Genomic DNA, 14,266 nt, shown 5'->3' on the forward strand with positions numbered 1-14,266 from the left:
TAGAATTTCACTAGCAACTTTTTTAGAATAAAGATCAAATTCTTTATAGGTGATTTCTTTTTTAGCAAAAGGTTCAACAAAGGCTATTTTTTCACTAAAGTCTTCAACACTTTTTTCTAAGAAGTTATAGATGTGGGTGAGCAAAAAAATCCTTTTTATTGTAGAATTAAAAAGGAGATTATACCCCCCCCCAATTAATATAAACTTAATAAAAAATTTTAATGCTTTTTTATTGCAAAAATAAAATAAATACTCCCTAATAAAGTTGCCACAATACCCAAAGGAATTTCATAAGCAAATAATGCAATTTTAGATATAAAATAAGCTAAAAACATTAAACAAATTCCGATTAGAGCTGTTGATAAAAGTTGATTATAAAGCTTTTTAATACCTAACAATCTCATAATATGAGGAGCCAATAAACCCACAAAACTAAAAGGACCGATGCATAAAGCACTTAAGGCACAAGCAAAGGCGCTTAAAATGAGAAAAACGATTCTAACTTTTGTTATATTTAATCCTACACTTAAAGCACAATTTTCCCCTAAAGAAAAAATCTTTAAGCTAGGATATAAAATGTATAAACAACATAAAAAAATACCTGTATAAATCAACAAAGACAAACTTAAATTTTTATCTATATTGATAAGTCCTGCTTGAGTATAAGCTAAAAAAGTATAAGCTTTAAAATCCCCGCTAGCTAGAAAAATTTTACCCAAAGCATCAACAAAAAACATTATAGCTATACCTATAAGAATAATTTTTTGCATATTTATATTAAATTTAATACTTAAAAAAAACAAAAAGCATAAAACTAATAAAGCTCCTATAATAGCAAAAATTTGAATATGTTTCGAAAAAAAATACAAAGCAAGCAGCACACCCAAACTTGCTCCAGAATTTATCCCTAACATCTCGGGTGATGCCATAGGGTTAAAGCTCAATCTTTGCAAGATAAACCCAACCAAAGCCAATAAAACACCGCATAAAAATAAAATAACGAGTTTATTTAATCTTAATGCTAAAATTTCATTTAGCATTTCTTTAAAACTCAAAGTTGAAAAATCAAAATACAAATTAAGAAAAAAAAGTACCAAAACAAGCACAAACAAACCCAAAATGATATATTTTTCTTTAAAACAATGAGATATGTAAATATAATCATCACTAAACGTTTCTTTTAACATCTTAAAAACAGCAAAAATAAGTAGCGGGGAACCAAGTAATGCTAAAACCCTACCTGTAGGTAAGTCAATCCCTTTTATAATTTGTAAAATTTGCAAAAATAAATCCACTCCAAATAATAAAAAAAAGCCTAAAAAACCACAAACTAAAAATTCTTTTCTTAAATTTTTTATCTTAAAAAATTCCACAAAAACACTCGCAAATAAGCCCAAAAAACTAATCATTCCTACAAAAGAAACCACTAAAGTGATAAAATAAGCACTTAAACACAAAGCAAAAAATTTAACATAAAAGATATTTTGTCCAACGCTGCTTGCAAGTTCATCTCCTAAATTTAAAATTTTCAAATAAGGGATAAAAAAATACAAACTAATAAGTGCTATACTAGAATAACAAAAAAGCTCTATAACATCTTTAAAACCATTTTGAGTAAAATAACCGCTATTAAAAAGTAAAAAAGCCTTACTTTCTTCTGGATAAAAAAGCATCAACAAAGAACTTAAAGCACCAAAAATCATTCCGCTTATAAGACCTAAGAGAATTACACTTGTAGAATTTAAATGCTTTTTAAGCATAAAAACAAGAATCAAAAACAAAATTAAAAAAGATCCTACAAAACCTATCAATACTTTTGAAATATTTAAAAAATCAGGAAAAAATAAAGTAGCAATCAAAATAGCAAAACTAGCACTAGGAGCCACACCTAAGGTTGTATCACTGGCTAAAGGATTTTGCATCACTATACGCAAAATTAGAGAAGAAAAAGCAAGTAAAAAACCGCACAATAAACACATAAAAAAACGGCTTAAATTATAATTTATAAAAACAAAAGAAAATAAATTTTCTTGATCATATTTTTTTAAAAAATCAAATTCTAAAAAAATAAAAACACAAAGTAAAACAATCAATATAAAGATGCATAAAAAAATATTTTTTTTCACTCAATCACCCTTAAAAGATCTTCAGCAAAACGTCTCATGCTCATCAAAGAACCTGCACTCCAAATAGGCTCTAATTCATTATAATCTTGAAAAATATTCATTTTTTGATAAAAAGGATTTTGTCTTAACTCTTCACTAAGCACAAATGGAGTTGGCTTAATTACTATAAATTTTGTTTCCTTTGGAAATTTTATAAGATCTAAAAAACTTATAGTATCAACACCCCAAGCATTATTTATATTTTTATCATAAGCATTTTTTAAACCTAACTGCTCCAAAACCGCACCAAAAAGACTATGTTTAGTATAAATTCTTAAATGTTTTTTATCTATAAATTGAACTATAGCAATAGGTTTAGTATAACGTAATTTATTTTTAGAATTTTCAAAAAAGCTTCTTGTATCATCTATAAGATTTAAGGCTTCTTGCTTTTTATTTAAGATTATTCCAATCTGCAAAACACCTTCGTTGATGCTAGAATACACATCTTTTTTATTTTGATAAAAATCAATAATTTTTATTTTATTTTTTAAAAGATAATTATCAATGCTAAATAAAGATGAAGTGATGATTAAATCAGGTTTTAAATTGATCATATATTCTATATTAGGTTGCACTCTAAGACCGACATCTTTTACATCTTTAGGTAAAACAGGCTCTTTAACCCAGACATTGTATATTCTTTTATCTCCTACCGCTAAGGGTTGATAATTTAACATCATCATAGTTTCAGCCATAGTCCAATCCAAAGCAATGATTTTTAATTCTTTAGCTTGTATAAATTCAAATAAAATTAAAAATAAAACGGCAATTTTTTTCATATCAAAAAAGCGCAATAGGAGATTTTCTCTTAGGATGCTCTATAATGTTAGCATCAATATTAAATATATCTTTTAATCTTGATTCTTGCATAAATTCTTGTTTATTCGCATTAAAAATAACCTTACCTTCTTTTAAAGCAATGATTTCATCACAATATAATGCCGCTAGATTAATATCGTGTAAAATCAAGACTATTCCTACTTTAAATTCTTTATTTAATTTTGATATTAATTCCATCAATTCAAATTGATATACTATATCTAAAGCAGCTAAAGGCTCATCTAAAAACAAAAATTCACTTTTTTGCGCCAAAAGCATAGCCAAAAAAGCTCTTGTTTTCTCTCCTCCAGAAAGAGTATGGATTTCTCTATTTGATAAATTCAAGGTATTGGTTATTCTCATTACTTCATCAATTAGATCTTCATCTTCATTTTTAAAAAACAATTTTTCATAAGAATAACGCCCCATTTTCACAAGCTCTCTTACGCTTAAATATCCTACATTAGGTAAGTGCTGTGGCAAATAAGCTATTTTTTGAGCCAATTTTTTTGAAGAGAATTTGGCTATATCTTGATCATTAAAGCAAACTTTTCCAGAGCTTGGTTTTAATTGTCTTGCTAAAATTTTCAGCAAAGTAGATTTTCCAGAACCATTATGACCCATAAGGGCATAAATTTTATCATTTTGAAAACATAAATTTGCAGGATAAATAATATATTGATTTTGATTTTTAAAATTTACATTATAAGTTTGTATCAATCCCATTATCAAATTAATCCTATTTGAAAAACTTAAATTTGGATTATAACATAAAGAAAAATAAAAATAAATAAAAATAATTTTTCTTTAAAATTTAAAATTATATAATTCCAAGTTTTTGAAAGTTAATTTCATTATTATAATTAAAAAATACTTTATTATTTTACAAAATGATAGGAGATTTTAATGGATAAAAAATATTCAATTCCTTTTTTACTAATCTCAATAAGCGCAAGCTTAGCTTTAGCAAAAGAATCATCTTATGAACTTAATGCTATTAATGTTGTAGGTTCCATTGAAAAAGGAAATGACAAAGTAGAATATCTCAGTCCAAAAAGCGTTTCTGTGATCGACTCTAAACAGATCAAAGAACAAGGCGTAGAACAACTTGATGAAATCACTCGTTATGAGAGCGGATTTGTTTCTCAAATTTATGGAGCAGATTTAGATACAACAGACTGGCTTAAATTAAGAGGATTTGATGCGAGTTTGGTTTTAGACGGAACGGCTATTTATAAGGGTGGATATTTTGGGTGGTCTCCTGATTTATATGGTTTAGAAAAAATAGAAATTATCAAAGGAGCTGATTCTTTAAGTTATGGATCTTCACAAAGCGGAGGTGTGATTAATTTGGTTAGTAAAAGACCCAAAAAAACTCCTATAGCAGAAATTGGAGCCAAAATAGGAAATTCGTCTCAAAATGGCTTATTTTTTGATGTTGGAGATAAAGTTTTTAGCACAAAAAGCAATTTTAGAATTGTTGGAAATTATTTTAGACAAGATGGGCAACTTGATGGAACTTGGCAAGAACATTACTATTTTGCACCAAGTCTAGCTATAGATGTGAGCGATGATACCTTTTTAACACTTCTTGCAAGCTTTCAATATGATCAAGGAGTACCTACAACTGGATTTTTCCCTGTTTATGGAACTCTTATTGATACGCCACAAGGAACAATTAAGCCGAGTACAAATTTAGGTTCTCCTTTGAGTGATTATTTAAAAAGAAAACAATATTCTTTAGGATATGAATTTATTCATCATTTTAACGATCAGCTTTCTTTTGTGCAAAATTATCGCTACAATATGGAAGACAAAGAACAATTTGCTGTTAGCTTTTCGGCTTTAGACTCTAGTAATCCCAATATGGCTACAAGAAGTTCTATTATTTTAGATGGTATAGCAAGAAGTCATACTTTAGACAATAGGCTAATCTTAAAAAATACTTATAAAGAGCTTGAAAATACTCTTACAAGTGGGATAGATTATCAATATATTTATGTAAATGGAAAATATGGCTATGGGAGTGCAAGTAATGTTAATATCTTTGATCCTGATCGCAGTCCGCAAACCAAAACTAAGGTTCCTACTTACTTAGTTAAGCAATCTCAACTAGGACTATATGTCCAAAATAGAGCTAAGTTATATGATCAATGGATTTTAGATCTTGGTATGCGTTTTGATAAGGCTCAAAGCGATGCAAAAAGTTTTGGAAGTAAAAGTGATTATAATATAAATCATACAACTTTTCAAAGTGGTTTGATGTATGTATTTGAAGATCTAGGACTGATGCCTTTTGTAAGTTATTCTGGAGCCTTTAGACCTATCGCTGGAAACGATGGACAAGGTAAGGATTATAAGCCTTATGAAAGCAGACAATATGAAGTTGGAATTAAATATCTTCCCTATTTTACTGATGGAGAAATTAATTTTTCTTATTTTGATATACAAGAAAAAAATGCTCTTGTAAATGCTGATCCAAGTGCGTCTATACCTGTATCTATACAAGCTGGAAAACAAAACGCTAAAGGAATTGAATTAGGATCAAGTATAGCCTTAAGTGAAAGCATTAACTATTCTTTAGCTTATACTCATTATTTTCAAACTCACACCTCTTTAGACACCTTAAAAACGATAAGAACACCAATGATGCCAAAAAATGTTTTAGCTACAAAAATTTCACATACTTTTAAAATTGATCAAAAACAAAGTTTTGAAAGCATGTTTGGAATACGTTATGTGGGAAGTAGTACCGATGAAGCTGGAAATATTGGTATCAAGGTTCCTTCTTATATACTTTATGATCTTGCCTTTGGATATAACTATGACAAATGGCAAGCTCGATTAAATATAGATAATATTTTTGATAAAAAATATGTTAGCGGATGTTATTATTCTTGTTATTATGGTGAAGGTATTAGAGGAATTTTATCCATTTCTTATAAATACTAAAATAAACGCAAATACTCTTAAGCTTTAGTGTGATATACTTTAGCTTATGAGACTTTTTATTATTAGCTTGTTTTTGCCTTTAGTATTGTTTGGATCGAATTTACGCGAATTAATAGCCCTAAGTCAAAACAATGAGCAATATTTTATTAAACAAATGCAAAATGAACAAGCAAAATTAAAAAGTAGTGAAGCCTTTAGAAGCTATTTGCCAAGCCTTAGCCTAAGTTCAGCTTATGTAGCCAATAACAAAGATCGTTTTATTGTTGATCCACAAGAGAGTTTGTTTGCTAAATTTTCTTTAAATCTTTTAATTTTTGACGGTGGAGCTAGAGAAGCAAATTTAAGAGCTTTAAAAGAACAAGAAAAAATCAGTCTGCTTAGCAAAGAACAAACGAGAAATTATTTAGCTTTGAATGCAACCACTCTTTATTTTAATTTCCTAAGTCTTAAAAAAATTATTCTTTCAGATCAACAAAAGGTTAAATTTTTAGATTCTACTTTGCAAAGATTAAAAAAATTTTATTCTGCTGGACTTAGTTCTAAAGATGAATTAGAAAGCATAGAGGCTAAATTTCATTTAAGTGTTTTAGCTTTACACCAAAATGAATTGAAACTTGAAAATATCCAAAAAGAAATAAGAATTTTAACAGGGCAAAATTTCAATCCAGAAGAGCAAGCTACACTAGAAAAACCTTTTTTTGATAAGGTGTTAAATAATTACGATGTGCTTATAGCTAGAGAAAATATAAATTTAGCTAAAGAAGGTGTTAATTTAGCTAAATCTCAATACTATCCTAAATTTTACATACAAGATAATTTTGGATTTTATAAAAACAATTACAATCCAAAAATTCCGGCTCCCTACACTAACATTACAGATATTTTTTTACAGAAATATTCTCAAAACAACCAAATTATTTTGGGTGTAGAATGGAAAATTTTTGATTTTAACTCAAGAGCTAAAGAGGTTGAAAAAGAGCGTTTGAATATGCAAATTGCTAATGCAAATGCAAGATTGCAGGAGCGAAAAAACCGAGAGGAATTATTATTTTTATTAAAAAATATAGAAGTTTTAAAAGAACAAATTAGCGCATTAAAATCGGCTCTTAAAGCAGCTGATATAGCTTTTGAAAGCATAAACAAAAAATATAACTCCGGACTTGTTTCTTATGTAGAATACTTACAAGCTTTAGAAGCAAAATTTAAAGCACAGAGCGATTTAGAACTCGCACAAAACGAATTTGAAATTACAAAAGCAAATTATTATTTCAATGCTGGAATACAAATTATTTCAAAGGTAAAACAATGAAAATGTTTTTATTTTTAATACTTTCTTTTAATATAGTTTTTGCGGAAGAAATTTATGCTAGTTTCAACGTAGAAGCTTCAGGGCAAAGTAGGTTAGCTCTTGAGAGTATAGGAATAGTTTCACAAATTCCAATCAAAATCGGACAAAAAGTTAAAAAAGGAGATCTTTTACTCGCCCTTGATCAAACTAGCGAAAAAATAGCACTAGAAAATGCTAAAAATTCATATAATTTAGCCTTAGCTCAATACGAAAACACTAAAAGCAAAATGAAAAAAATTCAATCAGTCCAAGATGTTATTGATAAGCAAAGTTATGAAGATATGAAAACTCAACTAAATGTCGCTAATTTAAATCTAACCAAGGCTAAAATCAATATAGATTATTATAAAAATATACTTGACAAAAAAGAACTAAGGGCCCCTTATGATGCAATCATTGCAAATAAATTTATACAGATTGGAGAAGGAGTTGGAGGAGTAGCACAACCTTTAATAGAAGTTTTTTCTTATCCACAAAGCAAGCTTGTTTTAAGTTTTGATGAAAAATATAAAGATAAAGTAAAAGTTGGAGATGAATTCATCTATAAAATAGATCAAAGTGATAAACAAATAAAAGGCAAAATCTCTCTTGTTTATCCTAGTGTAGATGTTAAAACGAGGAAAATTTATGCAGAAGTTGAAGCTTTAGGGCTTACACCTGGGCTTTTTGGAGAAGGTAAAATCATTACAAAAGATTAAAATATGTTTAAATTAGCTATTAATAGACCTATTACTGTATTGATGTTTTTTTTAGCACTCATTATTTTTGGATTTATTTCCGCTTTTAGCATGAGTGTTAATTTATTTCCTAATGTTTCTATACCTCTTATTAAAATTACAAGTAAGGCCAATGGGGATTTAAATTTCATAGAATCAAAAATCACCAAAGAGATAGAAAATACCTTAAGTGAAATAGATGGAGTTAAAACTATTTCTTCTGCTGCTTATGACAATTTTAGTATTAGTGTAGTTGAATTTAAACTTGGAAAAGATTTAGAGGTTGCTGCTAATGATGTGCGAGATAAAATAGGCACCTTAAGCCTTCCAACAAAACCAGAAGTTGAAAAGATAAGTTCTGATTCTGGTTCTGCTATTTCACTTTTTCTTTACTCACCCGATAAACTTTCTCTTATGCAAAATATCAATGATAAAATTAAACCTTTTTTACAAAGAGTAGATGGAGTAGGAAAAATAGATACTAAAGGTTTTTTAAAACCACAAATTCGAATCAATCTCAAACCTGAGCAATTAAGAAAATATAATCTCAATGCCTATGATGTAGCTAATATCATTAAAAGTCAAAATTTCAAACAGGCTCTAGGAGAACTTAATAATCAAAAAGATAATTACATCATTAAAGGTTATTTTGAAGCTGATAACTTAAACGAGTTAAAAAACTTACGTATTAAAACGGGTGTATTTTTAAGTGATATTGCTGACATAGAAAGTCTTTATGAGGATCAAAAGCAAAGTGCAGTTTATCAAGGTAAAGAAGGTGTACTTTTAGAACTTGGAAAGGTGAATAACTATAATACCCTTGAAATGATAAAAAATGTTAAAAAATCTCTAAGCACCTTAGAAAAACAAATTCCTGCCGATATAAAACTAGATATTGTTTATGATAAAAGTTTAAATATTTATAAGCACCTTTCTCAAGTTATTTTCGATATGATTTTGGGAATTTTTCTAACCCTTGCTATCGTGTTTTTATTTTTAAGAAATTTAAGTGCTACTCTTATTGCTTGTATTGCGATACCAACTTCAATCATTTCAACTTTTTTCATCATTGATATTCTAGGCTATGATTTAAACCGACTTACCTTTATCGCTTTAACTTTAAGTATAGGAATTTTTATAGATGATGCTATTGTTGTAATTGAAAATATTGCTAAAAAATTAAAAGAATATCCTCCTTTACAAGCTGCTTTTTTAGGAGTGAGTGAAATAGGTTTTAGTGTATTAAGCATCAGTATTGTTTTGCTTTGCGTTTTTATTCCTATTTCTTATATGAAATCTATACCTGGACTTTTCTTTAATGCCCTGGGAATTAGTGTGGCAAGTGGTATTGTTGTAAGCTTTTTCGTTTCTGTATTTTTAATCCCAAGCTTAAGTGCAAGATTTTTAAATCCAAAAGAAAGTCGGTTTTATCAAAAAAGTGAATTATTTTTTCAAAATATAGAACAAAAATATCAAAATATACTTTACAAAATTTTACAAAACAAAACCAAATTTATCCTGGCAAGTCTTGTTTTTGTTATTTTATCTTTTGGCTTAGCAACGCGTATTGGGCTTGATTTTTTACCTATGGAAGATGATAGCGAAATTCAAGTCTTGCTCGAAAGTAAAAACGATCTAAGTCTTGAAGCCATGCGTCAAAAAAGTCTTAATTTACTCGAGAAAATTCAAACAGACGAAAATGTAAAATATGCATTTTTAATCGTAGGATATGATGATGCTAAAGACGCCACAAAAGCTAAAATTTATATCAAACTCAAAAACTTAGGTGAAAGAAAATTAAGACAAAGTGCAATAGTAAATCTATATCGCCAAAAATTTCAAGATAATGATTTGAGAATTAAAGTCTTAGAGCTTCCAAAAATAGAAGGTGCTGGGATTGACGATCCTGTCCAATTTTTAGTCTTAGGTGATGATTTAAATACCATAAAAGAAGCAGCCAATCGTGCTAAAGAAATTTTAGGAAGCAATTCTCGTATTGTCGATATAAGCGACAATGCAAATTCTAAAAAAGATGCAGTTGCTTTACATATAAACAAAGAAAAAGCTAAGCTTTTAAATGTTAATCCAGAATATATAGCCGCAGTGCTAAGTTATTCTTTTTCGCAACTTAGTGTTGGTAGTATGGATAGAGGAAATTCAAAAGATGATCTTATCTTAAGCTTCTCACCAAACTTTAAAAAAGATATAGAAGCTTTAAAACGCATCAGTATAAAGAACAACGAAGGTGTTAATTTAGAGCTTTCAAGTGTTGTGGATTTCTCTTATGGTAAAGATTTGAAAACTATTAATCGTTATAATAAAAATCGATCGGTAAAAGTTACAGCTGGAGTTAATGATCTTTCTTTAGGTACTGTTCAAAAATTATTACTTGACAATATGAATTATATTTTAGGCAAAAATTCAAATCTTAATTATGCTTTTTCAGGTTTTATTAATCTTTTAGGTGAAACCGTGCAAGGCTTTAGTATGGCTATAGCTCTAGCTTTTGTACTTATTTATCTTGTTTTAGCTGCACTTTATGAAAGCCTTATTTTGCCACTCATAATTATGATAACGATGCCTTTGGCTTTTGGAGGAGCTGCTGTAGGGCTTTTCATTACTGGGCACAATTTCTCACTTTTTGTTTTAATCGCTATTATTTTACTTTTTGGAATGGTGGGTAAAAATGCTATTTTGCTAGTAGATGTAGCCAATAAAAAATGTCATGAAGGTATAGAACCTGATGAGGCTTTGTTGATTGCTGGAAAATCTCGCTTAAGGGCTATTTTAATGACTACTTTTGCAATGATTTTTGCCATGCTTCCACTTGCTATCTCAAGAGGTGCAGGATATGAATCCAATTCCCCTATGGCTATAGCAATTATTTTTGGTCTTATAAGCTCTACAATTTTAACCCTACTTGTTGTTCCAGCACTTTTTAAATTTTGCTATACTTTAGATAGTAAATTAAGAAAAATATATGAAAGAAAAAAATTAGATTAAAAAGACTTAGTCAAGTCTTTTTAAGCGTTATTTTTATAAAGGGCTTTAAGATTATCATAAGCAATTTGAATTTTTTCAAATTGTTCTCTCGCATAAGCCTTTTCTATAGCACTCTTACCTTGATAAAAATCAGGATGGTAAAGTTTTACCATCATCAAATATTTTTGTCTGATTTCACTAAGATCATTTTGCGGGGTGCATTCTAAAATCATAAAATAATTATTAAAAAGCTTTGCTAAAGCATTAAATTTCCATTTTGAATTTTCTTTATTATTAATATTTTGACGAAAATTTTTATATTCATCACGATTTACTTCAAAATTAACACAATATTTCAAATGATCACTCTCATCTGCAAAAGCTTCAAAAAGCTCTAAAGTATTTTCATTTTTATATTTGATCATTAAAATATTAGTGATTTCATCATATTCTATATGATGATCTTTAAAATAGTTTTTTGTGTAAGTTACAAATAATTTTTCATTAGAGCTTAATTGCAATAAAATTTGATTTGCAGCAAAATTAGTCTTAATAAAAAGCATAGGTTTTAAAGTATTACCTTGCTCAAAATTTAATCTAAAGGTTTTAAAATGAGCATCTTTTAAATTCTCTATACTTTCATTACAATTTTTACGATATTTTTGGTCTAAAACCTTTAAGAAATAACGACGTTGCGGAATTTCACTCTCCTCAAAAAAAGAAAAAATTTTATTCTTACGTCCTATTACCTTTGTGAAATTTTTGGTAATTAAGTCTTTAAAATACTGAAAAACGCTAATATCATCAGTATTAACATTGATCGTCTCTAAAGTCTGCACAATTTGCATCTTCTCTCTCCCATAAAATCTCATTTTCCAAAAGAGTACTTGTCCCTTTTAGAATTTCATTGGGTGTATAATCGGCTTTATACGATAAAGATTGACACTTTTTTACAAAATATCCTAAATAAATATATTTTAATTTTTTACTTTTAGCAAATTTTATTTCATTTAATAAAGAAAATTTACCCAAAGAAAGATAGGAAAAATCAGGATCATAAAAACAATAAATACTTGAAATCCCATCTTCAACCTCATCTATAAGATCTACACAAACAAGCTTATTATCAACATAAAAAGCAAGTTCATATCCAAAATCCATAAATCCATCTATATAAAGATTATAATATTGTCTGAAATTTAAATCATACCTTTTCCAATTCCTTTTATCTTCCATAAAGCGATGATATTTATCATATAAAAATAAATGTTCGTTACTCAAAGCTGGTCTTCTAAGTATCATTTTAGTATTAATATTTTTTTTAAAAACCCTTCTTTCGCTACGAGAAAATTTATACTCATCAACTAAAATTCTAAGACTAAGACATTCTTGACAATCTTTACAAATGGGACGAGAAAAATATCTTCCAAAACGTCTCCAACCACGCTGAATTAGTTTCGTATTGATTTCTTTAGAGCAATTTTGTATATATTTATATTCTATTCTTGAGTGTTTTGTTTCTAAATATGGACATTGATCTTCAAGAGTACAAAATCCAATTTCAAACATTAAATTTTCTTAATATCTGAATTTTTAATAAATTCAGAAAATTCATCTTGTAATTTTTCTTGCTTTAAAAAAATATCTTGCATTTCTTTATCTAGAGTATTTTCTTGCATTTTAGCTTGCATATCTTTAGTTGGTTTATCTAACCTATTCGCACTTGTATTATCTTTGCTTGTTTTTTTACTCGCTTTATGAGAATTAGCCTGCATTTCTTTTTTAATATTTTTTAAACTATCTAAAAAATCCATTATTTTCCTTTTTTGATTTTTTGAAGAGCTGCTGCAATGACCGCTATTACCTCTTCTTTATTTTCTTGATGGCAATCTTGTGTGTTTTCTAATAATTCTTGCAAATGAGTTTCTATAAAAGAAGTATCAAAATACCCTCTTCTAAATTCTCTCGTTTTTGCAATAGCAATTAAAAAAGGAATTGTTGTTCTAATATCTAAAGTAAATTCCTTTAAAGCTCTTTCAAGTTTATTAACTGCTAAATCATAACTCGTTGCCCTAACGATTAATTTGGCAAGCATAGAATCATAATAAGGAGGTATGGTATAATCCTTATAAATATGACTATCCACCCTTACAGAAGGTCCGAGTGCAGGATAATATTCATTGATTTTACCCACACTTGGAGTAAAATTTTTCCATACATTTTCAGCTGTGATTCTAGCCTCTATAGCAAAACCTCTAGGTTTAATATCGCTTTGCTCTATATCTAAAATTTCTCCTGCAGCAATGCGAATTTGACGTACGATAAGATCAACTCCTGTAATTTCTTCAGTGATAGGATGTTCAACTTGAATTCTTGTGTTCATTTCCATAAAATAAAAATGGTTATAATCATCAAGCAAAAACTCTATCGTTCCTGCATTGGTATAACCTACCGCTTTAGCAGCCGCAACCGCCGTAACTCCCATAGTTTTTCTAAGATTATCAGAAATACTAGGACAAGGAGCGATTTCAATAACTTTTTGATGTCTTCTTTGTATCGAGCAATCTCTTTCACAAAGGTGTATAAGATTACCATAATTATCACCTAAAATTTGAAATTCTATATGGCGAGGGTTTATGACAAATTTTTCCATAAACACTTCATCATTTTTAAAATAAGTCAGTGCTTCTCTTTTGCAAGAATCAAAAGCATTTTCAAGCTCTTCTTGTTTATAAACAACGCGAATTCCGCGTCCTCCTCCGCCACCTGAAGCTTTTAAAATCACAGGATAACCGATTTTCTCTGCTATGATTTTAATCTCATCCATACTATAAGAATTTAATTTTTCAGTACCTGGAACAATAGGAATCCCATTTTGCGCCATCAATTTACGCGCAATATTTTTATTACCCATTTTATAAATCACTTCGGATTTTGGACCTATAAAAATAATATTTGCCTCTTCGCAAGCCTTAGCAAATTCATAATTTTCACTTAAAAATCCATAACCTGGATGGATAGCATCAGCACCGCAAGCCTTAGCCGTACTTATGATTTTTTCTATATCTAAATAACCTTTTATCGCATCGCTACCTATTTGATAAGCTTCATCAGCAATTTTTACATGCAAACATTCACAATCTGGCTTCGTATAAATTGCAACACTTTTAATATGTAAATCCCTACAAGCACGGATAATCCTAACTGCTATTTCAGCACGATTTGCTATAAGAATTTTATGAATTTTTACCACGATATATCCTTAGAAATATTGTAACAAT

At 28.7% G+C, this 14,266-nt stretch carries 12 protein-coding genes; 4 read left to right on the plus strand and 8 right to left on the minus strand.

Going from position 1 to position 14,266, the window contains the following annotated elements:
* The 4 genes from CQA69_RS09060 to CQA69_RS01270 form a co-directional block, all read right to left on the minus strand.
* Positions 1–144 (minus strand): long-chain fatty acid--CoA ligase (locus CQA69_RS09060; RefSeq protein WP_137620034.1); only part of this gene is annotated, 144 nt, incomplete at its 3' end.
* 74 nt (positions 145–218) lie between these two features.
* Positions 219–2,126, minus strand: a complete 1,908-nt coding sequence (locus tag CQA69_RS01260) for an iron ABC transporter permease (protein ID WP_137620035.1) — start codon at positions 2,124–2,126, stop codon at positions 219–221.
* Positions 2,123–2,947, minus strand: coding sequence for an ABC transporter substrate-binding protein (locus CQA69_RS01265; protein ID WP_137620036.1), 825 nt, complete (start codon positions 2,945–2,947; stop codon positions 2,123–2,125). Before CQA69_RS01265 ends, CQA69_RS01260 begins: the two co-directional genes overlap by 4 nt.
* A gap of 1 nt (position 2,948) precedes the next feature.
* Entirely contained in the window at positions 2,949–3,713 is a 765-nt protein-coding gene (locus CQA69_RS01270; RefSeq protein ID WP_137620037.1) for an ABC transporter ATP-binding protein, read from the minus strand.
* A 180-nt stretch (positions 3,714–3,893) separates the two neighbouring features.
* On the opposite strand from CQA69_RS01270, the gene CQA69_RS01275 reads away from it, so the two are divergent.
* From CQA69_RS01275 to CQA69_RS01290, 4 genes are read left to right on the plus strand one after another with little or no spacing between them, the layout of a single operon-like run.
* Positions 3,894–5,939 (plus strand): TonB-dependent siderophore receptor, encoded by a 2,046-nt coding sequence (locus CQA69_RS01275; protein WP_137620038.1) that lies wholly within the window; start codon positions 3,894–3,896, stop codon positions 5,937–5,939.
* Between the two features lie 46 nt (positions 5,940–5,985).
* Complete coding sequence (locus CQA69_RS01280) at positions 5,986–7,248, plus strand: TolC family protein (protein ID WP_137620039.1); 1,263 nt, start codon at positions 5,986–5,988, stop codon at positions 7,246–7,248.
* Entirely contained in the window at positions 7,245–7,985 is a 741-nt protein-coding gene (locus CQA69_RS01285; RefSeq protein WP_137620040.1) for an efflux RND transporter periplasmic adaptor subunit, read from the plus strand. Before CQA69_RS01280 ends, CQA69_RS01285 begins: the two co-directional genes overlap by 4 nt.
* Before the next feature lie 3 nt (positions 7,986–7,988).
* Positions 7,989–11,006, plus strand: coding sequence for an efflux RND transporter permease subunit (locus CQA69_RS01290; protein WP_137620041.1), 3,018 nt, complete (start codon positions 7,989–7,991; stop codon positions 11,004–11,006).
* Positions 11,007–11,026: 20 nt separating this feature from the next.
* On the opposite strand, the gene CQA69_RS01295 is transcribed toward CQA69_RS01290, so the two are convergent.
* From CQA69_RS01295 to CQA69_RS01310, 4 genes are read right to left on the minus strand one after another with little or no spacing between them, the layout of a single operon-like run.
* Entirely contained in the window at positions 11,027–11,833 is an 807-nt protein-coding gene (locus tag CQA69_RS01295; RefSeq protein WP_137620042.1) for an adenylosuccinate lyase, read from the minus strand.
* Positions 11,796–12,554, minus strand: a complete 759-nt coding sequence (locus CQA69_RS01300; protein WP_137620043.1) for an arginyltransferase — start codon at positions 12,552–12,554, stop codon at positions 11,796–11,798. The genes CQA69_RS01295 and CQA69_RS01300 overlap by 38 nt, the downstream gene beginning before the upstream one ends.
* A complete protein-coding gene (locus tag CQA69_RS01305; protein WP_137620044.1) occupies positions 12,554–12,799 on the minus strand; it encodes a hypothetical protein in 246 nt (81 codons plus the stop codon). The genes CQA69_RS01300 and CQA69_RS01305 overlap by 1 nt, the downstream gene beginning before the upstream one ends.
* Positions 12,799–14,238 (minus strand): acetyl-CoA carboxylase subunit A, encoded by a 1,440-nt coding sequence (locus CQA69_RS01310; protein WP_137620045.1) that lies wholly within the window; start codon positions 14,236–14,238, stop codon positions 12,799–12,801. Before CQA69_RS01310 ends, CQA69_RS01305 begins: the two co-directional genes overlap by 1 nt.
* Positions 14,239–14,266: the final 28 nt, after the last annotated feature.

The sequence above is a fragment of the Campylobacter estrildidarum genome, assembly GCF_005406205.1.
GTDB lineage: Bacteria > Campylobacterota > Campylobacteria > Campylobacterales > Campylobacteraceae > Campylobacter_D > Campylobacter_D estrildidarum.